The organism is Halorhabdus sp. CUG00001, assembly GCF_009797925.1.
In the GTDB taxonomy this organism is placed as follows: Archaea; Halobacteriota; Halobacteria; order Halobacteriales; family Haloarculaceae; genus Halorhabdus.
Map to the genome: position 1 here is coordinate 1,989,550 of NZ_VOLB01000001.1, position 25,413 is coordinate 2,014,962.

Sequence of the window (25,413 nt, forward strand, 5' to 3'; positions counted from 1 at the left end):
TCTCATTTAATGCCGGCGATAGTGGAAACGGGTATGACCGACGCCGAGGACCGCGATCCGCCGACGTACGACCGGTTCGGCGACGTGGCCGAGCAGTACGACCCCGACAGCGTCCGGCAGCGGGTGTTCACCTACTGGGACGCCGTCGATGCCTACGAGCAGACCAAAGCCCACCGAGCCGACGGCGAGGACTTCTTCTTCGTCGACGGCCCGCCCTACACCTCCGGAGCGGCTCACATGGGGACGACCTGGAACAAGACCCTGAAAGACGCCTACATCCGCCAGCTCCGCATGCAGGGGTACAACGTCACCGACCGGCCGGGCTACGACATGCACGGCCTGCCCATCGAGACCAAAGTCGAAGAAAAACTCGACTTTCAGAACAAGAAAGACATCGAGGAGTTCGGCGAGCAGGCGTTCATCGAGGAGTGTAAGGACTTCGCCGAGGAGCAACTCCGTGGCCTCCAAGAGGACTTCGAGTCCTTTGGTGTCTGGATGGACTGGGACAACCCCTACAAGACGGTCTCCCCGGAGTACATGGAGGCCGCCTGGTGGGGCTTTTCCCAGGCCCACGAGAAGGGATTGGTCGAGCAGGGCAAGCGATCGATCTCACAGTGCCCGCGGTGTGAGACCGCTATCGCCAACAACGAAGTCGAGTACGAGGACGTCTCCGACCCATCGATCTACGTGAAGTTCTCCCTTGCAGATCGGGAAGGCAGCCTCGTCATCTGGACGACCACGCCCTGGACGATCCCCGCCAACACCTTCGTCGCCGTCGACGACGATCTGACCTACCAGGCCGTCGAGGCCGAAAAGGACGGCCAGACAGAGGTGCTGTGGATCGCCGAATCCTGCGTCGAGGACGTTCTCTCGAAGGGACGGTACGGCGACTACGAAGTCGTCGACGAAGCCACGGGCGAGGAGATGGTCGGCTGGAGCTACGAGCACCCACTGCGCGAGGCGGTCCCCGACGCACCCGAGGGCGAGGACGCACTCCAGGTCTACACCGCCGAGTACGTCGAGGCCGATCGGACGGGACTGGTCCACTCCGCGCCGGGCCACGGTGAGGAAGACTTCGAGCGCGGCCAGGAATTGGGTCTTGACGTGTTCTGTCCGGTCGGTGGCGACGGTGTCTACGAGGACACCGCAGGCAAATACGCCGGCGAGTTCGTCAAGGACGCCGACGAGGCGATCATGGACGATCTGGCGGCCAACGGCAACCTCCTCTCGCGAGGGACGACCCACCACAGCTACGGCCACTGCTGGCGCTGTGACACGGGGATCATCCAGATCGTCACCGACCAGTGGTTCATCACGGTCACGGACATCAAAGAGGAGATGCTCGAGAACATCGAGGACAGCCAGTGGCACCCCGAGTGGGCGCGGGACAACCGCTTCCAGGATTTCGTCGAGGAGGCCCCAGACTGGAACGTCTCCCGGCAACGCTACTGGGGAATCCCCCTGCCGATTTGGCTTCCTGAAGGTAGCCCGGACTCGTCGGCGAACGGAGGCGGCAACGCCGCCGACGGCTGGAACGGCTCGATGGACGAGGCTATCGTCGTCGGCGACCGCGAGGAACTCGCCGCACGCGTCGATCAGGACATCGATCCCGAGGCCGTCGACCTCCACAAAGGGACCGTCGACGAGTTGACGATCACCGAAGACGGCCGAACCTACAAGCGCGTCCCGGACGTTTTCGACGTGTGGCTCGACTCCTCGGTCGCCTCCTGGGGCACGCTCGATTATCCCGAACAGACCGAGGACTTCGAGGACCTATGGCCCGCCGATCTCATCATGGAAGCCCACGACCAGACCCGCGGCTGGTTCTGGTCTCAGCTCGGGATGGGGACGGCCGCTGTCGGGGAGATCCCCTACGACGAGGTGTTGATGCACGGCTACGCGCTGATGCCAGATGGCCGCGGGATGTCCAAATCCAAAGGCATCACCGTCGAGCCCCAGGAAGCCATCGAGGAAGGTGGCGCGGACCCGATGCGGGCGTTCCTGCTCTCTCAAAACCCCCAGGGCGAGGACATGCGCTTCTCCTGGGACGGGATGGACTCGATGGGCCGCAACCTCAACATCCTCTGGAACGTCTTCCGGTTCCCGCTGCCGTATATGCGGATGGATGGTTTCAGCCCCGGGGAAACGACCGTCGAGAGCGCCTCCCTCGAAGAAGTCGACGAGTGGGTGCTCTCGCGGCTCCAGACCGTCGAAGCCGAGATGAGCGGGGCCTTCGAGGATCGCCGTCAAGACCGGGCCATCGAGACGCTGATGGACTTTATCGTCGAGGACGTCTCCCGGTTCTACGTCCAGGCCGTCCGGGATCGCGTCTGGGAGGAGGGCGAGAGCGCCTCGAAGGACGCCGCCTACGCGACGCTGTACCGCGTCCTGGAGGAGACCGTCGCGCTGCTCGCGCCCTTTACCCCCTTCGTCGCCGAAGAAATCTATCAGTATCTCACCGGCGACGCTGGTCACGACACCGTACACATGTGCGACTGGCCCGAACCCGACGACGACCTGCGTGACGTCGGCCTCGAAGACGAGATCAGCGTCGTCCGCGCTGTCGAGGAAGCGGGCTCGAACGCCCGCCAGCAGGCCGAACGCAAGCTCCGCTGGCCAGTCAAGCGCGTCGTCGTCGACGTCGACGATCAGGCGGTCGGCGGTTCGGTCGAACTCCAGGCCGATCTGCTTGCCGACCGATTGAACGCCCGTGCGATCGAGGTCGTCGGTCCCGACGAGGCGTGGGGCGAACTCACCTACAGCGCCGAGGCCGACATGAGCAAACTCGGCCCCGCCTTTGGCGAGGACGCTGGGCAGATCATGAACGCGCTCAACGACGCCAGCGTCGCCGAACCGTCGGTCGCGGCCCTGGAGTCGGCGGTCACGAGCGATCTCGACCGCGCCGTCGATCTTGAGGCAGAGATGGTCGAGTTCGTCCGCAACACCCCCGAAGGGATCGCCAGCACCGAGTTCGAGGCCGTAGATGGCGGTGGCGTCGTCTACGTCGACACCACGTTGACCGAGGACATCGAGAGCGAGGGCTACGCCCGCGAGGTCGTCCGCCGCGTCCAGGAGATGCGCAAGGATCTCGACCTAGAGATGGACGCTCGCATTCGCGTCGAGTACGAGATCGACGACGATCGCGTGGCCGATCTCGTCGCCGACCACGAGGAACTCATCGCCGAGGAAGTGCGGGCCGACGCGTTCGGGTCGGTTGAAGAGGGCTACCGCAAGACCTGGGAGATCGAGGGTATCGAGGCCGAGATCGCGGTCGAAGAAGTCTGATTCCGACGGCTGAAGAGCATACGCGGCCGGCGGCCGCGTTTCAACGGAGTCGAGCAGCGAAGACGCGAGACTCCGCCTTTTTGGTCCAGCTTTTTCGAGGAGTGGGCGGCCGAGTGGGACGAGGCCGCCGAGCGCTCGAACGGCGACGCCGTGAGAGCGGTGTGCGAGCGTCGCGAGGTTCGAACGCAGTGACGAACCTCGAACGCGAGCGGTGTAGCCGTGAGCGTCGCGAGCACACCCGACGAAGAAAAAGGTGGTGGCGGGATCGAGGGTATCGAGGCCGAGATCGCGGTCAAGAAAGTCTAATAGCCGTCCACTGTGTCGGGAAGCCCGAGGCTATCTATTCGTCGTATATCGTCACGTTCCGGAACTGTGAGACACCGTTTCCACCGGTGTCGTCGTCGTTGACGAACACGAGACGGGAGACAGTTTCACCACTGGACGCAAGCAGTGAGGTGACGTCGATCTCGTAGCGCTCCCAGCCGTCGTCGCCCGAAGAGACGGGGGTGACTTTCGTGGCCCAGGACTGAGTGCCGTTAAAACGGACGAACCGTGATTCTGTCTCCGAGTTGTCGGTTTCCAGGCCGACACCGTGGATCTCACCCTGGCTCGATGCGTTGAATTCGACCGCAAGCACGGTGTCGTCGGTGACAGATTCGTCGATCGGCACGTACGCCCAGGTGTTCTCTGAGAGAGTCAGCATCGCGTTGTCGTCGCTGACCGCCACGCCAAAGTCCTTGTCCTGGCTGCCGTAGCTTTGAACGGGTTCGGTGACAGTGGCCCCGTCGGCGCTGAATTCGAACTGTATCGACGAATCCTCCGGTGGTGATTCATACGCGCGGATGTTCCGGAACTGAGAGTCACTCGGCCGCTTGGTGTCGTTGTCGACGTCGTTGACGAGGGCGAGAGAGGAGGTCTGGCCGTGCAGTGATGACCCGTAGAGTACCCCGACAGGGATCTCGTAGTGGACCCAGCCATCACCGGTCTCGTACTCGCCGTACTCGATGCCCCAAGGCTGTGAGCCAAGCAGCTTGAAAATCCGGTCACTGGAGATGCTGTCGTCGGTCTCGAAGCCGATCCCGTGGATTTCCCCGGCGTTCGTCGCGCGAAAGTCAAATTCCAGGACCGTTTGGGCAGTGACGTTGTACTCGAAATCGAGCAGCTTCCAGGTGTTGTTCTCGAGGGTCACCGCTCTGGCCCCCGTCGTGGACGTGAACTCGGCATCGGCGTCCTGCCCGCCGCCGTACGATCTGAGGGACCGCTCGTCGAATCGAAGATAGGCGGGGACGGTCCCCTCTCGGGGCGGCGTGGCTGTGTACACGATCGAAGACGTATCACCCTGCTCCCAGACGAGGTGGGCCTCCCGGGACGCGGCCGGATACAGCGGACCGATCTGGGTCCCGGCAGTGAGGCGCTGGTCGTCGACGAACGCCGAGACCGGGTACGACCGGCCGTCGAGTCGGACGGACAGTCGATCGGCGTCGATACCATCGCCGTGCTGGTGGCGGACGAAGAGTCCATTAGCGGCAGTATAGTCCGTCTCGAAGGACGCTGTCGGTGGCTCGGCTTCGAACGGCTCGGCGAGACCGAGGGCAAAAATAGTGACCGTGACCCCGAGGACGATGGCAATCGCGACCAACAGGACGTTGGCCACGACGGGCGTCATGCCCCGATCGCTCCCAGTCTCGTCTGGCCGTCGCGAGGGTGGACTGTCGTCGCGAGAGGCAGACTCGTCAGTGTCGCCCGAGAAAACGGTCCACGCACCACCGGTTGGCATAGCCTGACTTACGCAACCACCCCCAAAGTAATTGGGTGCGACGACGGCGGGACAAAAGACAGGCTAAAGCGAGTGTCGGAAGACTTTACCGCCTCTCTGAGAGGAATACCGATACAGGTGACGAGCAACCGGGAGGCCGATCGAGAGGGGTTGGTATCGGGGAACAGCGGGACACTACTGGTGAGTGTCGCCGCGGGCTGGTTTCTCGCACTTGGGTTGCGATTCGTCCTCCAGGCCATCTTGCCGACGATCACGGCGTCGTTCCCGGCGACGACCGAGACCCAAGCTGGGATCGCAGTTACGGTCCTGTGGGCCGCTTACGGCGTCTTGCAGTTCCCAGCGGGGATCACCGCCGATCGGATCGGTGAAGGACGGGTCCTGACAGCGAGCCTGCTGCTTTCGGCTGTTAGCGTGCTCGCGTTCTCCGTGACACCGACCTATTCGCTGTTCGTGCTCGCGATGGGACTGTTCGGGGCCGCGACCGGTCTGTACGGCCCGCCGCGGGGAACCTTACTCACGCGAGTGTTCGACGAACGGGCCGATCGGGCACTCGGTGCAACGCTGGCCGCCGGGAGCCTGGGTGCAGCTGTCCTCCCGGCGCTGGCGGCGTTACTCGTCGAAGGGCTAGGCTGGCGGACGATGCTTGGACTCACCATACCCGGATTCGTCGTCGCTGCACTGCTCGTCTATCGGAGCACGCACAGACTCGACAGCAAGCCCGACGAGAAACGAGCGGACGGCGGTTCGAGCGCCGCCGAAGACGGCCCGTCGGTCCTGAGTGCGATCAAAATCGCGGGACAGTCAGTCTGTCGCTATCGGACTGGGCTCGCGGTACTGGCGGCGATCATCATGTACTTTGGCTATCAGGGCGTCACCGCCCTGGCGACGACCTACCTCATCACGGAGAAGGGATTCGCCCAGTCCAGTGCGGGCGTACTATTCGGGGGCCTGTTCGTCGTCGGCGCACTGTCTCAGTGGCTGGCCGGGAGAGTCGCCCAGCGGCGGCGGTCGGCCCGCGTCCTCGCGGCCATCGCCGCGGTGAGTGTCCTCCCGCTGGTCGGACTGGTCGTCTTCGAACACCGACTCCTCGTGGCAGCGAGTACACTCCTGATCGGCGTTCGGATGGGCTTTGCACCGGTTTCGAACGCGTTCATCATCGACCACCTTCCGGCCGACGTCGAAGGCACGGCTTGGGGAGCAGTCAGGACCGCCTTGTTCGTGGTGAGTTCCGTCGCCTCGACGGTCGTCGGCTTGCTGGCTGACATCGGCCTGTTCGACGGCGCGATCCTCCTGCTGGCCGGCCTGACCGGTGGCGCAGCAGGGATCTACCTGGCGTTGCCGTCCTGTGAGTTCTCCAGACAGCCCTGGTAATCGTCGTTTCGGGGCGTGGAGATTCCGTCGATCGTCGCGGGTCGCTGGCCTTTTGGACACGCCCGGCCAACGCCGGTCTATGACCGGAAGAGACGGCGACTGGAACCCGGATGCAAACCGCCGTCAGTGGGCCGAGCGGGAGGGGGCGTTCTCCCCGGAGTACTACGCCGAGATCGGCCCCAACGAGGTCAGCGAGACACTCGTCGACGCGCTGTCGTATTACGCCACAGCGGACGCCCGGATTCTGGAACTGGGGTGTAGCTCGGGCCGACATCTCGAAGCCCTCCGGCAGGCCGGCTATGAGAACCTGACTGGGGTCGACCTCAACGCCGACGCACTGGACGTGATGGCCGAGTACTTTCCCCGGACCGCTGAGACGGGGACCTTCCACATCGGCGCGATCGAAGACCTCCTCCCCGAGTTCGAGACGGGTGCCTTCGAAGTGGTCTACTCCGTCGAGACACTCCAGCACGTCCACCCCGAGGAGACGGCCGTCTTCGAGGAAGTGCTGCGAGTGACCGACGATTTGCTGCTCACGGCCGAGAACGAGGGTAACGCGCCCGACCGGGGCCGATCCGGGGCAGAAGTGTCGGCTGTCCACGACGAGTTTCCGCTCTATCACCGCGACTGGAAGGCTGTCTTTACCGACCTGGGCGCTGTGCAGTTGTTCTGTGAACCGACCAACCGAGACACGATCCGCGCGTTCCGAGTTCTTTGACGTCTCGAACGTCGGAACCGGCTACCAACGTCGCTGACAGAGACGCTACGCGAAAGGAGGGCCATAGCACTGCCCCGAGAACAGAGACGGCACCACTGACCGCCAGTCACCGAGCGCGAGTGCGACAGTCACACCGACCGTACTGCCGGAAACCCGTCCACTCGACGTCCCAGAGAGCGACAGTGTGGCCACCGTTCGATGGCGTCACAGAGTGTCGTCGCTGGCCCCACACCCCGTCGAGAAGACCGAGGCGACGGTGAGGACGGGGCGAGGCACCATCGTGGAGTGACGACGTAGAGAAGAGTCCCCCGGGACCCGTCGCCGTTACTCGGGGCGGACTTGGCCGTCGTCCATTGGCAGCACGGAGTAACTGACCGTCTGGATGTCTTGTGTCGCCCGGATCGAACCGACGACCGTCGAGATCGCGTCGAGCGAGCCATCGAGAACGAACAGTTCGAGACAGAAGTTATCACCGACGTGGGTGTGAAAGTTCGATTCGACGACATCGTCGAATGCGTGACGTATTTCCATCATTTCGGACTCGATGCTGCCGGCCTGATACTCGAACAGGACAGTCACCGTTGCCAGGAGTCGTCGACCCTCCAGAGATTCGTCGTCGAATTCGTCGAGTAAGTCCCGGCCGGCGTCCCGGATGACTTCGCTGCGACCGCTGTAGCCGTGTTCCTCGGCGAACTGATCGAGACGCTCGACCAGGGTTTCGGGCATCGAGACACTGACGATGGGCATAAGCAAAGGCACGGCCGTCCGATATTAACGGTTGGCATAGACACGTCGAAAACGGCGCGCCTCACGTTTCGATCCTTCTCTGAACACCGGCTAGATGACAGTGTGACAGTGGGCACGACGACTCCGAAGGAGACTGGCAGCGAGCGATTGGCATTCGTTATCAGTGGCCCAACAGCGACCGTGTTCGCTACGATCGCCCGCGATCAGCGGGCTACCCACCCGGCAACGATCACTATGAAGCGGTCAGTGGAGTGGGCTATCCCGTCCAGTAATCACAACGCGTCGGCGATAACGGGCGCGACGCTGACGTCACTGACGATCCGCTCTAAGGTGTCCGTGGCGTACATCTCGTCGACGCCCGCCCGGAGGAGTTTACTCCAGGCTCCACTGGCAAGTAGTGGGTGGACACAGGTCGCGAAGATGCGTTGGGCACCGCGGTCGTCGACCGCCGCCGCGGCGGTTGCCATCGTTGCGCCAGTCGCAACGAAGTCGTCGACGAGAACGACGTCCCGTCCGTCGACACTCGTTTCGGCAGGTGCGATCGTCGCAGGCGCCCCAGTCCCGGCGGCCGGGTCCAGGTAGTCAGCCACACCGGTGCCGTGGCCGTCCCTGACGGCCTCGGCCAGTGGGAACGCTTGCTCGTCGGTCCCAACGAAAAGTGGGTCGACGAGCCCAGAAGGCAGCGGTTCGGCCAGCCGGCCGGAGGCGTCGATAGCCGTCGCCGGCACGTCGAACATCGACGTGGCGTTTTTCTCGTGGGGGTTGACAGTGATAACTCGGTCCGTCCCGGGCGAGAGCGCCCCCGCGACGGTCGACAGCGAGACGATATCGCCCGGCCGATACTTCCGGTTTTGACGGGCATAGCCCGGGTAGGGGACAACTGTGATGACTTCCTCAGCGCCGGCCTGACGGGCGGCGTCCTGTAAGAGAAGCGCCTCGATATGGGCATCGTTCGAGACCGTCGAAATGACGACGATCGCCCGACCGTCGATCGATTCGGTAACCTGTACGTTCAGTTCGCCATCGGGGAAATACTTCACCTCGGCAGCGCCGAGCGGTTCGCCGGTTGCCGCGGCGATTCTGGCCGCCAGCGTCTGGGAAGCCGACCCGCTGAGGATCATATACGTTCGGTAGCGGCGGCTGGTAAACCCGTTTTCGGTTTTCAGGCCGTCGATCCAGCGACCGCCAGACCAGTGACGTCAGCCAGGCCCAACGATCGCGATCGCCACCCCGTCGCGCCGTCTTTGGCGGCCGGCGGATCGACCAGCATCGTTCCGGCAGCGGTGACGACGACTGGTCCCTGGGCGTACTCCACGTCGACGAGAGACTCATCGACCGGGAGCGATCGGCCGTGCCACGCGCCGTCGCGACGCTCGACCAGGCCCGTCTCGCCGACAGCGTGTGCCCGAGTGCCGTCAGTGGCGACAGCGGTGAACGCACCGTCGTGCTCGCGAGCCCAGTTGCCGTCTGCGTAGGCGTAGAGACCGTTGTCGGTCGCAGCCAGCGGGATGTCACCGGCCGCAACGTCCCGAACGCCCGAGAGACCTGTCTGCTCGACGCTCGATTCGGTCAGTCGATACGCACCGTCGGGAGCCCCGACCCACGCACCGTCGATCGCCTGGACGTCGGCGATCTGGCCGAGCGTCTCCCAGTCCTGGCCGTCGTAACGCGCCAAGTCGCCATCGGGGCTGGCCGCGATCGGGCCATCGTCGAGACCCACCGCGACCGCCAGACCGAAGCCGAGATCCTCGAAGGTGTCCTCGCCGTGACTGGCTCGAAAGACCCCCTCGTCAGTGGCGATCGTCACCTGTGAGTCGCCAGCAGCAACGCCGTGTACGTGGCCCCGTCGGAGCAACCGGAAGCGGCCGACGCGATCGTCCGAGATCGCAACGAGCGTCACGCCGAGTCCAGCCCCGACGTAGACGTCACTTTTTCCGCGTCGGTCGGCGTAGATCCGATCTTCCGCCATCTCGCCCATGTGTGGGCCTCGGCAGGAACGGCCGAAAGGGTATCGACTCGGAGGCGAGTGCCGGCGAGCGAGTGGTTACCACCAGACGAGGTTCTCGGCGTCGGCGGGCTTGGCAACCACTTCGAGCACGCGCGAGTCGAAGAACTCCCGGCTGTTTGCCGCTTCGACGACCAGAATCGTGTCGGCACCTTCGCCGGTCCCCGCGATCGAGAGTACCCGATCGCCGGCATCGACGAGACCGGCGTCACAGGCCATCAGCGGGCACTCGACGGCGACTTTCGTTCCCTGACCGAACAGCCGCAGGACGTCGGCGACGAGTTCGTGTGACGAGAAGCCCTCTTTTTGGGCGATGGCCGACCCGAGGTTGCTGAACACCATCGGCCCGGTGAAGACCTCGCCGCCAGCGTCCTCGATCGTCTCGACGTGGTCGGCGGCCAGTTCCTGCTCGTTGGCCACATCGTACCCATACGAGTGGCCGACGACGACGAGATCCCCACCGAAGCGTTCGGCCGCCTTTGTGCCCGTCTGGCCAGAAGTAGAGGCGACACAAACCGCGTCGATCGGCTCGCTCTGGGCGTAGTCGAGTGCCTCGTCGAGTACGGCGTCCGTGTCCATGTCGTCAGTGTGGATCATCCGATGGATCTCGGCTCGCCCGCCCGCTATAGATTACTATCTCGAACGAGAGGCTGGATGTCGCCTGTAGATCCGATTGACAGCGCCGATCCGCAACCCCTGTTTCGAGTGGATCCAGTGGAACAGGAGTTCCACTGGAAGTCGAAGTGACTGGCTCTGGCAAGTTCGACACCGGTCGAGCGTGAATTGGGGCGTAGTCGCCGGTATGGCGGTCGTTTCCAGGTCCAATGATATATTTTGGCATGGTAACGCCCACCGTTCGATCCGAAACGAAGGGGTTCGAGGGGGAGCGATGCTGGCGTTCGAGTGTCAGACACACGGGTGGTTTCAATGGGCGCCGGATAGGCCGACGAGTGAGCGGGCGACCACAAAGCCCGAGAAGGGCCGGCTCGGGCGGGTTCGGACCGATCCGAGACAGAATCGTGGCGGCGACCGTCCGCCGGGCCGACAGCACTCCGAAAGGGGACGAGCGCCTTCACGCGGGGAACGTTTATGCGGCCGCCGGTCGGCCTGTTGGACATGAGCACGGCAACCAAGGTCGTTCTGGTGACAGTCGCGGTCTCAGCGCTGCTTGCGGTCGCGCTGATCGTAAACGTCGCACTTGCGGGCTAAGACCGGCGAGACAGAAGCCTGACAGAGAGCAGCGGCTCGATTTACTCGCGATTTAGGGCATCGATATCGGCAGTTACAGGCCAGAGATCCAGAGCCACGAAGCGCCACGCCGTCGAGATACTGCCAGCGAGGACACCAATCTCTGGCGTCACTCGCTCCCGGACTGCTCTGAGTCGCTACGAATGTCCGCAGGGACCTCTGGCACTGCTGGGAGATCGACCGCCCGTGGTTCGAACGCGTAGCTGAACTCGTATCGGTTTGCAGTGCCGTTCCGCTGGGCGACGATACGCTCGGTGGCAGAGCGAATCAGTCCGTCGGCCCCGATTCGAACCGTTGCGTTGTACGCCACGACGTTCCGGGCGTCGAACAGTTGCCCGCCTGCGTACCGGTCGGCACGAAGTATCACGGTATTGGGATCCTCGCCATCGTCGACAGTAGCGATACTGAAGTTCCCGCGCCGGAGCGCCCCTCGGAGCGGACTCGTCGCCGTCGAGAGACCACGGAGCGACCGGTCGAACAGCTGGGTTCGGTTCCGTCTGTTGTCCAGCGTAACGTTGCCATCGGTGACGGTGTACTGCCTGACAGCCGTCCCGTTGGCGGCAAGGACCGTCGTGCTGTTGTGGGTCGTGTTTTCGGTCGTCCGCCGGCTCTGTGAGGCGTACAGCACCCGCGTGAGGTTCGCGTCGGCTGTCACTCGCACCGGTGTGACCAGGGAGATATTCCGGAGTGTCATGTTCGTCGTATGGGTCAGGACACCCGGTGTGTCGATCGCCCGTGCCTGGTGTGTGCGGAGTAGCTGTGTGACGTTACGAACGCCAGTGTCGGTCAGTCCTGGGGAGAATCGATCGGAGGCGGTCGTAGTCGGCGTTGGCGTCGCTGTCGCCGTTGGCGAGGCGGCGGTCGGCGTTGGCGTCTGTGTCACTGACGGCGACGGAGTGGTGGGTTCGGCTGGTGTCGGTGTCGGTGAGTCGGTATCCGACAAGCCCACACAGCCGGACAGCGCGACGAGGACGAGCAATCCAACGACGAGGGCGGTTCTGGCGGGCCGTTTGGTGGAGGGCATGCATCAGACACTTCGAGATCCGACATAAAAACACGGCGATTCACCCCTTCAGCGACGACGTTCCCCGAATGCTGTCTCGACTGATCAGAGAATAAGAGACGGCTGTGTTACTCTCTGCGACACGTCATGTTCTGACCCACCTCAGAAGTGGATCAGGGGCTTGATCATCCCGTCGTCTTTGGTCTCCATCATCTCGAAGGCCGTCTGGATCTCGTCGAACTCGAACTCGTGGGTGGTCATCTTCGTCGGATCGACCTTCCCCTGATCGAGGAGGCGCAGCAGACGCTGGATGCGCAGGCGGCCGCCGGGACAGAGGTCTGTGACGATATCGATTTCGGCCATCCCGACGCCCCATTCGGCGCGTGGGATCTTCCGGAACTCACCCTCGCCGTGATAGCCGACGTTCGAGACGGTGCCGCCGGGCTTGGTTACTTTGATGCAATCCTGCAGTGTCTCGTCTGCGCCGAGTGCCTCGATAGCGGCGTCGACACCTTCGCCGTCCGTGAGTTCCATGATCTCCTCGGCGGGGTCGACCTCACCGAAGTCGACGACGTCCGTTGCGCCGTACTCACGGGCGAGTTCCTTCCGATTCTCGACAGTCTCGACGGCGATGATCCGGCCGGCACCCTGGAGTTCGGCCCCTTTCGTCGCCATCAGACCGACGGGACCCTGCGCGAAGACGGCGACGGTCCCGCCCATCGGGATATCGGCGTTCTCCGCGCCCGCAAAGCCCGTCGAGAGCATATCCGCGACGTAGGCCGCCTCGTGGTCGGTGACGCCGTCGGGGATCTTCGCGAGGTTGCCGTCGGCATCGTTGACGTGGACGTACTCCGCGAAGGTGCCGTCTTTGACGTTGGCGAACTTCCAGCCACCGAGCGCTTCGTTTGACTGGGAGGGGTGGCCGTCTTGGGCAGCCACGGAGTTCCAGTCGGGCGTGATCGCGCCGACAGCGACCCGATCACCGGGTTCGAAGTGCTCGACGTCACTGCCGACGGACTCGACGACGCCGACGACCTCGTGACCCAGCGTCAGATCCTCACGCTCGCCGATCGCACCGTGTACCGTGTGGCAGTCTGACGTACAGATCAACCCCTCTGTTGGCTTCAGGATCGCGTCCGTCGGCCCCGGCTCGGGCTGCTCCTTTTCGATGATGGCCGTTTCGCCGATCTCGCGCATGGCAAATGCTTTCATTGTACAACCACACGATAGATTCGCATAGATAGCTTATCAATCTATGCCTGAGCCGACCGGCCCCCATTTCACCTCAGATCAGTGCTTCTCTGGGGTCTCGACTGAGCAGACAGTCCGGTGTGCTATGCCCAGTGGGCCCGCCGGCCTCACTCGCTCAAACGCGGGTGGGTCCGTTGCTCGCCGGGATGGCGGTCAGCGAAGCAGTCACGCATTAGCGCTCGTGACGCCTCGGCACGCGCGTTGCGTTCGCCCGCGTCGATCTCCTCACAGTCGGGCGGCAGAGCCCGGTCGCGATCGACGCTGACACCGGGTAGTTCGTCGTAGACGTACGAGTAATAGCGGTCTGTGAACCTGATGTCTTGGATGCCGTCGGTCTTGCCCAACGCGACTACCATGTCGGCGTAATCGCCGCTATAGGGCGTCCACGTTTCGGAACTTCTTCGAAGGTGACCCCCCGACAGGGACCATCTCAACGGTGTATGCCATTTCGGTGGCCGTTTCCGTCGCCGTTTCGGTGGCTGTCGCGGTCGCCGTTTCCTGGTCGGCCGGTTGGGCTGTCTCGGTACTCTCCTCACCACTACAGCCCGCGAGCAATCAGCCGGTCCCGACCGCGAGGCCGTACTTCAGGTAGTCGCGTCGGTGTGTCGGTCGTGTCGTTGTTCTCAGTCATCCTCAGATGTCTCCGTTGATGGCGTCAGCGACCCGCTTGCGGTCGAACAGCTGCTCCTCGGGGTCGATCTCGGGATAGGGGCCCTCAGTGTAGGTGGGCCAGGCCCCGAACTGGTCAGGATACAGTTGCTTGGCCGTCATCTCCAACTGGAAGAGGTTGAGGATGGGGCCCTGATACCGGGCACCCTGAGGGTAGACCCGGTCTTGTTGGACGGCGGTGATCTCGCCGGCGACTGGATCGGACCGGAACTCCTCACGACGCGCGGCGATGTCCGTGTTCGGCTCGAACCCACCCAGGTGCAAGATCACGTCCGGGTCGGCCTCGAGCAACACCTCGTAATCGACGACCGACGCGGACTCGACTTCACCCTCGAAGGCGTCCCTGGCACCGAACGGGCGGGTGTGTGAAGTCAGGTATCCGGGGTCACTGAGCCTGTAGGCGTAGATCTCCTCGAGGTCCTGAGCGGCGATCATCACGGCCGAGGGTCTTTCGGACTCTGCGGGCAGCTTCTCGTCGATGGTTCCCGTCAGGTCATCGTACACCGTCGCGAGTGCCTGATACCGGTCTTCTTCGCCGAACAGTTGCGCGACGCGTTCGAACTGCTCCCACAGCGTGTAGTACTCGTAGCCCTCGGCGTAGGACTCAGGGGGCTCCTGATGGGTATCACTTAGCGAGTTCCCGAACCAGGGCGAGACACCGCTCGTGATCTCCGCGATGTCGGCCGGATCCCAGTTGTCCTGTTTCGTGATCCAGGCTGGGTCCGCGAGGTGGATGTCGCTATCCAGTTCGTAGAGCTTCTCTTTGCTGGGCTGCCACGAGGAGTACAGCCCCTCCCAGTCGAGGGTGACGCCGGGTAGTCGTTCGACGAATTGGTTCCACAACCGATCGTAGTAGTCCGGCGCGTGCATCGCGGTGATGGTGTCACCGCGACCCAGCGCGAAGGCCATGTCGGCATGATGCGTGAGCCGGGTGAAGACCGTCTCCGGGGGCTCCTCTAGGCTGACCGTCCCCATCGGGGCGATCGATGCGCTGTAGCTGTTCGATTCGGTTGCAGTCTCTGTTTCTGTCGCATCTGAGGCGGCCTCTGTGGGACTGCCATCTGAAGCAGTCTCTGTGGGACTGTCAGTGGTGGTTGTATCGTCTGAAGCAGTGCTCGAACAGCCGGCCAACAGGCCGCCAACGAGTGCCGTACCGCCGTATTTGATCGCCTCCCGTCGGGTCGGTGTCTTGCGTTTTACGGGTTCGTCTGCTATGGGGCTCGAATCGTCTGCCATCGGTTTTAGGCTAGCCTAAACCAAGAAAAGGCTATTGATTTTAGGCGAGCCAAAAATAGGCAATACTCACAGCCGGTTGTTGGGTCCACTCTGTCAGCGCTCGGCTGGACCGGCCGATCGATCTCCCGATCCGGTCCCGGCGGCCTGAGGTGAGAGGCAGTCGATGCCCGACTGGCAGGTGGGCTCGACGATTACGTCTCACCGTCGCTATCAGCCTCGTGTCGGGGGCAGAGCGGTTCGATCCGTGGTCCCCGGGGCGTCCGCTCGACCGCGGCGTCGATCTCGAAGACCTCCGCCAGGAGCTGTTCGGTGATGACCTCCTCGGGCGACCCACGTGCCCTGATTTCGCCGTCTTTGAGTGCGACCATGCGATCGGCGTGCCGGGCAGCCTGCTGGATGTCGTGCAGGACAAGCACGATCGTCATGTCGCTGTCGTCCCGGAGGGTCCGGACGATTTCCATCACTTCGAGCTGGTGATGCAGGTCGAGGAACGTCGTCGGCTCGTCGAGCAGTAGCACGTCGGTTTCCTGGGCGAGTACCATGGCGATCCAGACCAGCTGTTGTTGTCCGCCACTCAGCTGTCCGACCTGCCGCTCGCGCAAGTGAGAGATCCCTGCCAGCTCGATTGCCCGGTCGATCGCCTCCCGATCGGCCGTCGAGAGTCCGTCAAAGAACTCCCGATGTGGGTACCGGCCGTGTTCGACGAGCTGCTCCACCGTGATGCTGTCCGGGGCGACGCTCTCCTGGGAGAGCAACCCGAGCTTCCGCGCGAGTTCTTTGGTCTCCATGTCGTGGATGTCAGCCCCGTCGAGACGAACGACGCCTGATTCCAGTGCAAGCTGATCGGCCAGCCCTTTCAGGAGCGTACTCTTGCCGCTCCCGTTCGGACCAACCAGGGCAGTCACTTCACCGGGCGAGACGGTGATCGACTCCCTATCGATGACCGGCTGTTCGCTCGACGGATAGCCGATGACCAGCCCCTCGCCCCGGAACTCGCTCGCTGTCGTCTTGCCGTCGGTACTTCCGTCGGCTGTCTGCTCCCCATCAGCTGGTGTCTCGCCGTTTTCTCGCGATTTCGGTTCCCTGATAACCTTGCTTGCACCGCCATCCGGTCGTGGGGTCGTCTCTTCGGTCATCAGATCTCACCCATTGTGTCCTGTTTTCGCATCAGGTAGAGGAAGTACGGGCCGCCGAGCAGCCCGGTGACGATGCCGACGGGCATCTGCTCGCTGCTGCCTGCAAGCACCATCAGGCCCAGTCTGGCGCCGACGTCGGCGGCCACCATCAACGCCGGGCCGGCAAACAGACAGCCGACGATGAGTCGCCTGTAGTCGCTGCCAACGACGTTGCGGACCATGTGTGGGACGATCAATCCGACGAAGCCGACGATGCCCGCCACTGCGATGGCTGCCGCGGCAGCCACGACCGCGACCGCCGAGAGGGCAAAGCGCATTCGCTCGACGTTCATCCCGAGCGACGACGCCGTACTTTCGCCTAACAACAAGACGTTCAGCTGTCTCGCACTGACCACCGAAAACACGACAACGGGGATCGTCCAGGGAAGTACCATCCTGACCTCTTCCCACTCGACACCGGTGAGTGATCCCGTCGTCCAGGCGATGGCCGACTGGACCACGCCGATATCACTCGCGAAGAAGAACAGTCCCGTCTGGAGGCTCTGAAAGACGGTGCCGACGATGACTCCCGCCAGCACCAGTCGGACCGGAGAGGTGCCGTTCTTCCAGGCGATGACGTAGACGAGCAGGAACGCGCCGATCCCGCCCAGCGCGGCGATGATCGGGAGCAACGACGAGATTCCCAGCCTCAGGGACCCGAGGACGTACGGGATCACCAGCGTCGCACCCGAAAAGACCACGAGCACGAGGAGGATCATCAGGCCCGCCCCCGAGGAGACGCCCAGGATGAACGGACTCGCGAGTTCGTTGCGGGTCACCGCCTGGAAGATTGCCCCGGAAACGGCCAGGTTCATCCCCACCAGGACGGCGACGACCACCCTGGGTAACCGCATCTGCCAGACGATCAGACTCCGCCGGTTCATCTCCGGTAGTTCGGCGCCCAGCAGGAGCGATTCCCAGGTTTGCAGGGTGAAGATAACGTCCGGGTTGAACAGGGCTCGCCAGGCTTCGATCGGCGTCGTCGAAAACGCGCCGTAACTCACCTGCACCAGGGTTCCCCCCGCGATGACGAGGAGGCTGCCGAGGACGACCGTCCATAGCGATCCCGACAGCCAGTCGAACACCCGATTGCGCCGGGACATCGAATCCGTGACCGTGGCTGATTCGCTCGCCATTGTCAGTCACCCGCCTCCGTTATCACGTTCGGTGTCGGCATCACGGGCGGCCTCGATCTCGCGGGCACGGGCGAGGACCCGCTCGTCGTCGACGTGTTCGAGCAGGCGATCCTGGCCACGTTCGCGGCGGTTTGCGATCTCGTCGTCGTCGATGTAACTCCCGAGGATGCGATCGATCTCGGTCGTCCTGGTTGCCGCTGTCCATGTCTCACCGGCCGCCTCCCCCACGCGATCGTCCAGATACTCGCGCCACGTCTCGCGGTCATGCCACTCCTCGTCCAGTTGTGCCCGTCGGCGGACCCAATCGTAGTGGTCGGCCAGCGTCTCCGGGATTCCTGACGCGCGGCGGTGATCCCGCAGGAGCGTGCGTGCCGTCGCCGCCCCGCGGCCGGCGGCGATGATGGCTTGCTCGTCAGCGTCCGATGGTGTGGCGACGTACAGTCCCTCGATCGGTGTCGAGCCGTCGGCGTTGGGATAGTCCCTCTTGAACTGTTCAGTTTCCTCGCCATCGTCCTCACTGGTGGTGATCATCTCACTGTCGGCGTCGAGGGGCCAGAGGTACTCCCCGTCGTAGCGCGTCGCCGCGATTACCCGACGGGCCGTAACCTGCTCTCCCTCCTGTGGATCGACGACGAACCCTCCTGCTGCGGGAGTCTCAAGGGCCGTGACGGACTCGACGAGGTCCTCACGAAGGGCACACCCGGCCTCACGGATGTGATCGTGGAGTCGTCCGTAGAACGTCTCGATGTCGATGCCAGCGGGGAAGCCAGGATAGTTTTCGAGATGTGCACACCGCCGGATCGAGGAGCGGCCGCGGTCGAACACCAGCGTGTCGAGGCCGTACCTGGCGGTGAATATGCCGGCCGAGCAACCGGCCGGGCCGCCACCGATGACGACCACGTCGTGGTCGTACTCGCCAGCCGATCCGCCAGTCGCGTCAGTCATGGGCTGCGGTCACCAGCGGCGGCGTTCGGAACCTGATTAACTCCGTCAGAGTAGCGTTGACGTCGCTCGGAGCGCCCGTCGGTGCCTCGCAAGCGCCCTGACTGTCGGTCTACCGTGTCCGTCGCTCGTCGCTGCTCGTTTTGCCGCCGTTGACGTGGGCTCTGGGCGTCGGGTTCGCCGGGTCGCGTTCCCTCATCCATGATTTTAGGCTAGCCTAAAGAATATAAATGCGTTCCGGATTTTAGGCTAGCCAAATTTCTCTGGAGTAGGCGCCGGTCGCTCCCCGGCCCGGCTCCAAACGCCGGCAGGCTGCCCTTCTGAACGACGACTGGTAACGGAAAACAGACACACAATATCCAGTCGATTGGTCCCACGATGCAGACCCGAGAGCGCGATCACCCATGGTGACCGATCCTTTCGTCGACCCCGTGGGCGAAAACACCGTCGTCCGGGCGCTGGTTGACGGGACCGTGATCGCGACGTCACTCCTGCCGTACGCGATGGGATTGGCCGGCGGCACGATGTTGGGCGTCATTAGCGACGAGAGCGTTCCCGAAACCGACACTTGCGGTAACGAACGCGTCGCGACATGTGCCACGACGGCCGGCGTGCTCGTGGTTCTGTATCTGAACGTGCGCTGGGTGAATCAGACAGCAACCGAGATACTCGGTTACGCTTCGAGGGCCGCGTCGGGCCGTTGCTCGAACAGCATCTCGAGGAACATCGTCTCGAAGCGTTCGCCATCGAATGATTCGACGACGCGAGTCCGGGGTTCGCCCGCTGTGACACCCAGTTCGTCGACCGCCGTGTACCCGCGGGTCAGCCCCTCGCGTTCGTCTACGTCGACCGCGTACGTCCCCGTCTCCTCGATGAGATCGGGTTCGACCAGCGCCGCCACCAGAGCCGAATCAGGCTGCGTGACGGTATCTTGGCCCATCCGCTCGCGATTGAATTGCCGTACCTGTGTCGTGATGTCGGTATAGAACGTTGTGAGCGGTGTCTCCGGGCCGGCTTCGATCCGTTCGAGCGTTTCGGGGCCGAACTCGGTATCACGGAGCGTCAGACCCCAGTCGAACAGCGTGACGTCGAAGTTGTTCATGACGATCTTCGCGGCGTCGGGGTCGACCCAAAAGTTGTACTCGGCGGCCGGGGTGATGTTACCCAAGCAATTAACCGCCCCACCCATCACCCAAACCTCGTCGAGCAACTCGTCGAGGTTCGGTTCCTGCTTGTAGGCGAGGGCGAGGTTCGTCAGCGGAGCGATACAGGCGAGCGTGATCTCGCCGGGGTTCGCCCGTGCCTGCTCGACGATGTAATCGACGGCGAATTGCTCGCCCGACTCGATTCCGGTCTCGGGGAAACGGTCGCCACCGAGTCCACCTTCCCCGTGGATGTGGTGGGCGAGCTCGTGCTCTTTCTGGAGTGGCGATCTGGCGCCTTCGTAGACGGTCACGTCCTCGTCGGCACCCGCGAGTTCGAGGGTCCGTTTGGCGTTCTCGACCTGGCGGTCGAACGCGACGTTGCCGGCACAGATCGTAATTCCGGTGACGTCGATGCGGTCGGACAACAGCCCCATCAGCAGGGCCTGCGTGTCGTCACCAGCCGTGTCCGTGTCGATGATGACCGATCGCTCGTCTCGATGAGTCATACCCCAAGCCTGGGCCAGGGGACAAATGACTGTTTGGCCCACCCCGCGCTGGCAGGGACTCGCCCCCCGTCGGTTCCTGGGCAGTGGATTCGTCTCCGCAAGCACTTTCGCGGGCCGGGAGCAGGCCATCGAGGCGAAAGTGTCTCTGTGCACGTCTCAGGGTGTGCGGTGACGCCGCTGCAAGGGGCCGAGGCGTCACTGGCCGTCGGGCTGCTGTCCCAGACGAAGCGCCCGATCCAGCCGATGGGCGTCGAAAGAGCTACCCGTGTTTGTAGGAGACGCCGCTCCCGTTCTCGGGGTACTCCCAGACGACGTTGCCGTGCTGGCAGGCCCACCGGCAACTGCCACATTCGAGGCAGTTCTCGTAGGCGATGGTCGGGACGCCCTCGTCGTCCTCTTCCCGCCAGACGTTGGCGGGACAGACGGAGACGCAGTCGTAGGTGACACACTTCTCCTCGCAGATCCCGGGCAGTTCCACGTCCAGGTGGGAGTCGCCGGGATCCTCGTATTTGACCGTGTACAGGCGGTCTTCGATCGATGGCTGCTCGACGTCGGGGGTTGATGGGTGTGCGCTCATGGGTCTAGCGGAACAGCTTGCGGTATTTCCAGGCTTTCTTCGCTGCGCCCAGGTACCCGCCCATCGCGGAGACAACTCGCTTGCGGGCGGATTTCGTGTGGCGGGTCTTGGGGTCGTCGTCCATCCGGAAGTACTCGGCCTCGGCGTCGGCCAAGGCTTTGGGCAGGTCGTCGAAGAGGAACTGTCGATCCTCGGCCGCGGTGTCCAAGAACCAGCCGTAGTGGTTCAGGTTATCCATGACGTAGGAGTCGGCCAGCGCATCCTCGTAGTCGGCGAGGGCGCTGGCGTCGGTCCGGCCGGCTTCTAAGGCGTCGGCGACGGCTTTGCCGGCCTGGTAGCCGCTCTCGACGGCCATGTTCGTCCCTTCCAGGTGCAGGCCGTTGTTCAGGACGAGGCCTGCCGCGTCGCCCGTGATGACCGCGCCATCGTGGACGAGGTCGGGCATCGCCTCCGGGCCGCCCTCGGGGATCGCGTGGGCGGAGTACTCGACCATCCGGCCGCCCGTGATGAGCGGCGCGACCGCCGGATGTGACTTGAAGTCATCGAGCACCTCGTCGGGGCTCCGCTCGTCGTGGACAGCGTCTTCGATTGAGTAGACGACGCCGATGGCGAGCGTGCGCTTGTTCGTGTAGATGAACCCGCCGCCGACGGCATCGCCGACTGCACCGTCGCCAAAGTAGTGCATGGCGGCCCCTTCTTCCTCGGAGAGGTGAAAGCGATCTTCGATGGTCTCTCGATCGTACTTGCGGACCTCTTTGGCGGAGATGGCAACGTCTTTGCGCTCCTGGGGATCGGCCAGGCCGGCCCCTTCGCTGACGAGGGAGTTGGCTCCCTCGGCGAGGACGACCGTCGGCGCCTGGAGAGTTCCGTCCGGGCGGTCGGTCTCGACGCCGGCGATCGCCCCGTCCTCACGGACGAGATCAGTCACCGTCGTCTCGGTGATCAGCGTCGCCCCGGCCTCGACGGCCTGCTCGGCGAACCACTCGTCGAAGTCCCCGCGCATGACCATCCAGGAGTCGTTGTGTGGCTCCGCACGCCAGCTGTCGGGGCGCATCGAGATCTCGGTCGCGTCACCCTCCTCAGACAGCATCGAGAAGGTCTTCTCGGCGACAAAGCGCTCTTTGGGAGCGTCCTCGAAGTCAGTCAACTCCCGGATCCGGGGCGTGAACATGATCCCGCCGAAGACGTTTTTCGTCCCCGGAGAGTTGCCCCGTTCCAGCATGATGACGTCCTTGCCTTCCTCGGCCAGCGTCAGCGCAGCGGTGCTGCCGGCCAGGCCCGCCCCGACGACGATCGCGTCGAACTCGCCGTCGTAGCTGGGCGTCTCAGTCTTCGGCGTTGGCATCGTCGGCCCCTCGCGCTCCTCGGGTTCGGGTTCGACGCCGGCGTCCTCGCCGGACTGGGCGTCAGTGCTCATGGCTCTCCCTCCTCGGCCTCAAGGCGATCACGTAACATCTCGATGAGTTCGGGCAGCACCTCGGCGTAGTCGGCGACGATCCCGTAGTCAGCGTTCTCGAAGATCGGCGCGTTGGCGTCGTTGTTGATCGCGACGACAGTCTCGGAGTCGTCCATCCCTTCGACGTGCTGGATCGCCCCGGAAATGCCGACGGCGATGTAGAGTTTCGGCCGGACGGTCTTGCCGGTCTGGCCGACCTGGCGGGCCGGTTCGATCCAGCCCTCCTCGACCACTTCGCGGGTCGCCGCGACCTCGCCGCCGAGCAGGTCTGCCAGTTCCCACAGCGGATCGACGTCACCCTCGATACCCATGCCGCCGGCGACGACGATTTCGGCGTCGGTGATGTCCGCGACGTCACCGACCTCGCGGCCGAGCACTTCGGTGAGCGTCTCGTCCTCGCCGACGACGACCTCGACGTCTTCGACCGCGCCCTCGCGGCTCTCGTCCGGTTCGGGCGCGTCGAAGACGCCCGGGCGCACGGTCGACATCTGCGGGCGGTGGTTCGGGCAGATGATCGTGGCCAGGGCATCCCCACCGAAGGCGGGTCGGCGCATCTCGTATTGGGATTCGGTGATCTCCAGTTCGGTCGTGTCGGCAGTCAGTCCGGCGTGAGTTGGTACCGCCACGCGACCGGCGAAGTCACGGCCGGTGTGGGTGCCACCGATCAGCGCGATGTCGGGCTTGCGGACCTCGACAAGGTGGCGGAACTGCTCGCCGTAGGGGTCAGCACGGTAGGGTTCGAAGACCGGATCGTCCGCGACGAGTACCCGATCGGCGCCGCGGGCGATCGCTTCCTGAGGGATGTCCGTCTCGCGGACGTCCTCGCCCATGACCAACGCGACCAACTCCTCGTCTTTCTGATCGGCCAGCTCCCGGCCCTTGCCGAGTAACTCCCAGGTGACGCCGGCGACGTCGCCAGCGTGCTGTTCGACGAACACCCAGACATCGGCGTGGGCTTCTAGCTCGGCCGCCGTGTCGGCGTCTGTGCCGGCTGCCATCTAGAGCACCTCCACGATGCGGTCGGCCAGTGCCTCGACCTCCTCGACCGTTTCCTGTTCACGCGGGACGGGTTCGGCGGTGTCCATCCCGCCGACCTGTGTCGGCGAGACCGCCAGTCCGACCTCGTCTTCGATCCCCAGGTCAGAGGCAGACCACTCGACCGGTTCGAAGTCCGTCTCGGCGTAGATCTGCCGGTGGAGCCCGGCCGTCCGTGGCTCGTTTTCGCCGAACTCCATGGCGACGACCACCGGGAGATCGGCCACAACCCGCTCGTAGCCACCCTCGACATCACGCTTGGCGAGGAGCTGGTCCTCGTCGGGCCGGGGTTCGAGATCCTCGACGTAGGTGAGTTGTGCCCAGTCGTTGTGGGCGGCGATGCCCGGCGGGACTTGGCCCGTCGAGGAGTCGGTCGTCTCCTCGCCGCCAAAGACCACGTCGGCGTCGAGTTCCGCGGCCGCCCGGGCCAACGCGAGGCTCGTCGGCCAAGTGTCGCTGCCGCCAAAGGCCCGATCGGTCAGCAACACGGCGTCGTCAGCACCCATACCGACGGCGACCTGCAAGACGTCGTCCGCGCTTGCCGGCCCCATCGTCAGGGCAGTGACAGTGCCACCGACCGTGTCTCTGAGTTGCAGTGCTGCTTCGACGGCGTTGTAATCCGGCGCGTTCATCACGGCTTCGGCGTCCGCCCGGTTGAGGATCCCCGTCTCGGGGTCGATCGATACCTCGTCGGCGTCGGGTACCTGCTTGACGCAGACAACGATGTTCCATTCGTCAGTCATCAGTGATTTGACCCCCTATATAATGGGAATTCGATTCGATTCACGGCGGAGGATCAGTCCTTAACATTAGTAAAAGACTGCGCTATTCTCAACTCATGGGAACCGAACGGCCCGAATTCGGCATGCATCACGGTTTCTATGACCCCCCGTTATTTGGGTGACAATCGAGCCGAATCAGTTCGTGTCCGTTTTTATATTCGTCGCGACGCGGGACCGAAGTGACTCAGTTCTTGTCGTTCGACAGACAGGTCTCGGCGTGGTCGCGCAGTTCGTCGGCGAGCTCGCGGGCCTGGGCAGGCGTGAGTGTAACCGTCTCGGCGTGGGCATCGATCGCATCGACAGCGGTGTTGTCGACTTCCAGTTGCAGATCGACGGTTTCGGGGTTGTCGCGGTCGGTCCGGACGTTCAGGACGGCCGGCGCACGCTCGTCGAACCCGTGGCCCTCGACACGGGCGTCCAAGAGGTCGAAGGTCGTGTAGGCGGTCACAGGGAGAATTCGATCGGCCATGGAGGCAGTGATAGTGGATCGACCTTAGGCGTGACGTCCGGGACAACGGGCTGGGGCCACGTCTCCGGGCCACCGCACCTTGGCGTCAGCTGGCCGTCGCTTCCTCGGGGATGGAAATCGAGACGTCGGTGCCGTAGTTTTCCAGCGTGTACGTCACGTCCACGTCGACAGTCTGGCCCTCGGCGGAGGCCGTCAGGCTCACTGCGGATCGCTTCGGGAGGGAGTCGTCCGTGCGGACGTACTGGGTCAGTTCGATCTCGTCGATGTCCCCCGCGGAGAGTTGGCCGGTCCCCGACTGCTGGCTGAGCAGGTCCTCGACGGCCTGCTTTGTGGGATCGATCCGGATCTCGTAGACCTCAGTGCCGTCGATCGTGGTCGTTCCTTCCAGAGTCACGTCCGAAGAGTCCATGAGATCGCGCTGGGTTTCCAGGACGGTTCCGCTGTCCCAGAGGTTCTGCTCGGAGACGTCCTGGGTCCGCCAGAGCGCATTGGTCTGCTGGTACATCGTCGCCCCGTCGACGTACTGGACGATCTCCTGGCCGTCCATCGTCATCTCCATGCGCATCCGCTGGGTCTTCTCGTTGACCGCACCGTCGGCTTCCGCATCGACCGTCAGGCCGTCACCGGTGGCCGACATCTCCATGTGGAACTCGTAAGTCGAGATGTCCGAGATGGCGTCGATCGACTCGTCTTGGATCGTCGCGACTTCGCCAGTCGGGCCGCCGTCGCCACCACCGCCGGGCAACGCCGAACAGCCACTCAACGCGACCAATACTGTCAGGGCGACGACGAGGAGGGCTCGCGATCGCATATATCGAGGCTGTACCAGTCGCCACAAAAAAGTTTTCAGGTTGATTGGTCCAGTCTTCGGTCGACGGCC

22 protein-coding genes and 1 pseudogene are annotated in these 25,413 nt (G+C 63.8%); 4 read left to right on the plus strand and 19 right to left on the minus strand.

Annotated elements, in window-relative coordinates:
* Nucleotides 1-33 precede the first annotated feature (33 nt).
* A complete protein-coding gene (gene ileS / locus FR699_RS09915) occupies nucleotides 34-3,285 on the plus strand; it encodes an isoleucine--tRNA ligase (RefSeq protein ID WP_158855317.1) in 3,252 nt (1,083 codons plus the stop codon).
* 340 nt (nucleotides 3,286-3,625) lie between these two features.
* Here the strand turns inward: ileS and FR699_RS09920 are convergent, their stop codons facing one another.
* A complete protein-coding gene (locus FR699_RS09920) occupies nucleotides 3,626-5,062 on the minus strand; it encodes a type IV pilin (RefSeq protein ID WP_158855318.1) in 1,437 nt (478 codons plus the stop codon).
* A gap of 117 nt (nucleotides 5,063-5,179) precedes the next feature.
* Here FR699_RS09920 and FR699_RS09925 point away from each other — a divergent pair, with 117 nt between their 5' ends.
* A complete protein-coding gene (locus tag FR699_RS09925; RefSeq protein WP_158855319.1) occupies nucleotides 5,180-6,433 on the plus strand; it encodes an MFS transporter in 1,254 nt (417 codons plus the stop codon).
* 79 nt (nucleotides 6,434-6,512) lie between these two features.
* Nucleotides 6,513-7,151 (plus strand): class I SAM-dependent methyltransferase, encoded by a 639-nt coding sequence (locus FR699_RS09930; protein ID WP_158855320.1) that lies wholly within the window; start codon nucleotides 6,513-6,515, stop codon nucleotides 7,149-7,151.
* A 324-nt stretch (nucleotides 7,152-7,475) separates the two neighbouring features.
* Here FR699_RS09930 and FR699_RS09935 read toward each other — a convergent pair whose 3' ends face one another.
* From FR699_RS09935 to FR699_RS09985, 11 genes are all read right to left on the minus strand, one after another.
* Nucleotides 7,476-7,898, minus strand: a complete 423-nt coding sequence (locus FR699_RS09935) for a CopG family ribbon-helix-helix protein (protein ID WP_158855321.1) — start codon at nucleotides 7,896-7,898, stop codon at nucleotides 7,476-7,478.
* A gap of 272 nt (nucleotides 7,899-8,170) precedes the next feature.
* The gene (prs, locus tag FR699_RS09940; RefSeq protein ID WP_158855322.1) at nucleotides 8,171-9,019 is read right to left on the minus strand and encodes a ribose-phosphate diphosphokinase; all 849 of its coding nucleotides are present in this window, start codon (nucleotides 9,017-9,019) and stop codon (nucleotides 8,171-8,173) included.
* A 41-nt stretch (nucleotides 9,020-9,060) separates the two neighbouring features.
* Nucleotides 9,061-9,876: a hypothetical protein gene (locus FR699_RS09945; RefSeq protein ID WP_158855323.1), complete on the minus strand. Its 816-nt coding sequence runs from the start codon at nucleotides 9,874-9,876 to the stop codon at nucleotides 9,061-9,063.
* 66 nt (nucleotides 9,877-9,942) lie between these two features.
* Nucleotides 9,943-10,500, minus strand: coding sequence for a pyruvate kinase alpha/beta domain-containing protein (locus FR699_RS09950; protein ID WP_233263390.1), 558 nt, complete (start codon nucleotides 10,498-10,500; stop codon nucleotides 9,943-9,945).
* Nucleotides 10,501-11,260: 760 nt separating this feature from the next.
* Nucleotides 11,261-12,175, minus strand: a complete 915-nt coding sequence (locus FR699_RS09955) for a hypothetical protein (RefSeq protein ID WP_154552909.1) — start codon at nucleotides 12,173-12,175, stop codon at nucleotides 11,261-11,263.
* Between the two features lie 141 nt (nucleotides 12,176-12,316).
* Nucleotides 12,317-13,366, minus strand: a complete 1,050-nt coding sequence (locus FR699_RS09960) for a zinc-binding dehydrogenase (RefSeq protein WP_158855324.1) — start codon at nucleotides 13,364-13,366, stop codon at nucleotides 12,317-12,319.
* Nucleotides 13,367-13,512: 146 nt separating this feature from the next.
* On the minus strand, nucleotides 13,513-13,761 hold the full coding sequence (locus FR699_RS09965) for a hypothetical protein (protein ID WP_158855325.1): 249 nt from the start codon (nucleotides 13,759-13,761) through the stop codon (nucleotides 13,513-13,515).
* 277 nt (nucleotides 13,762-14,038) lie between these two features.
* Nucleotides 14,039-15,289, minus strand: coding sequence for an ABC transporter substrate-binding protein (locus FR699_RS09970; protein WP_158855734.1), 1,251 nt, complete (start codon nucleotides 15,287-15,289; stop codon nucleotides 14,039-14,041).
* Nucleotides 15,290-15,501: 212 nt separating this feature from the next.
* Nucleotides 15,502-16,446 carry an ABC transporter ATP-binding protein gene (locus tag FR699_RS09975; RefSeq protein ID WP_158855326.1) on the minus strand — a complete coding sequence of 315 codons (945 nt, stop codon included), beginning with the start codon at nucleotides 16,444-16,446 and terminating at the stop codon, nucleotides 15,502-15,504.
* The gene (locus tag FR699_RS09980; protein WP_154552904.1) at nucleotides 16,446-17,621 is read right to left on the minus strand and encodes an iron ABC transporter permease; all 1,176 of its coding nucleotides are present in this window, start codon (nucleotides 17,619-17,621) and stop codon (nucleotides 16,446-16,448) included. Before FR699_RS09980 ends, FR699_RS09975 begins: the two co-directional genes overlap by 1 nt.
* 6 nt (nucleotides 17,622-17,627) lie before the next feature.
* Nucleotides 17,628-18,566, minus strand: a complete 939-nt coding sequence (locus FR699_RS09985; RefSeq protein ID WP_154552903.1) for an NAD(P)/FAD-dependent oxidoreductase — start codon at nucleotides 18,564-18,566, stop codon at nucleotides 17,628-17,630.
* Between the two features lie 476 nt (nucleotides 18,567-19,042).
* Here FR699_RS09985 and FR699_RS13340 point away from each other — a divergent pair.
* Nucleotides 19,043-19,201: pseudogene (locus tag FR699_RS13340) on the plus strand (ZIP family metal transporter); the annotation flags it as partial.
* 35 nt (nucleotides 19,202-19,236) lie between these two features.
* Here FR699_RS13340 and FR699_RS09990 read toward each other — a convergent pair.
* The 7 genes from FR699_RS09990 to FR699_RS10020 form a co-directional block, all read right to left on the minus strand.
* The gene (locus FR699_RS09990) at nucleotides 19,237-20,214 is read right to left on the minus strand and encodes a nucleoside hydrolase (RefSeq protein ID WP_158855327.1); all 978 of its coding nucleotides are present in this window, start codon (nucleotides 20,212-20,214) and stop codon (nucleotides 19,237-19,239) included.
* 259 nt (nucleotides 20,215-20,473) lie between these two features.
* On the minus strand, nucleotides 20,474-20,791 hold the full coding sequence (locus FR699_RS09995; RefSeq protein WP_154552901.1) for a ferredoxin family protein: 318 nt from the start codon (nucleotides 20,789-20,791) through the stop codon (nucleotides 20,474-20,476).
* A 4-nt stretch (nucleotides 20,792-20,795) separates the two neighbouring features.
* The gene (locus tag FR699_RS10000) at nucleotides 20,796-22,136 is read right to left on the minus strand and encodes an FAD-dependent oxidoreductase (protein WP_154553249.1); all 1,341 of its coding nucleotides are present in this window, start codon (nucleotides 22,134-22,136) and stop codon (nucleotides 20,796-20,798) included.
* Nucleotides 22,137-22,204: 68 nt separating this feature from the next.
* Complete coding sequence (locus FR699_RS10005; protein WP_154552900.1) at nucleotides 22,205-23,245, minus strand: electron transfer flavoprotein subunit alpha/FixB family protein; 1,041 nt, start codon at nucleotides 23,243-23,245, stop codon at nucleotides 22,205-22,207.
* Complete coding sequence (locus tag FR699_RS10010; protein ID WP_158855328.1) at nucleotides 23,246-24,025, minus strand: electron transfer flavoprotein subunit beta/FixA family protein; 780 nt, start codon at nucleotides 24,023-24,025, stop codon at nucleotides 23,246-23,248. It abuts the gene before it with no gap.
* Nucleotides 24,026-24,248: 223 nt separating this feature from the next.
* Entirely contained in the window at nucleotides 24,249-24,533 is a 285-nt protein-coding gene (locus FR699_RS10015) for a DUF6360 family protein (RefSeq protein WP_154552898.1), read from the minus strand.
* An 85-nt stretch (nucleotides 24,534-24,618) separates the two neighbouring features.
* Nucleotides 24,619-25,344 carry a DUF6612 family protein gene (locus FR699_RS10020; RefSeq protein ID WP_154552897.1) on the minus strand — a complete coding sequence of 242 codons (726 nt, stop codon included), beginning with the start codon at nucleotides 25,342-25,344 and terminating at the stop codon, nucleotides 24,619-24,621.
* Nucleotides 25,345-25,413 lie beyond the last annotated feature (69 nt).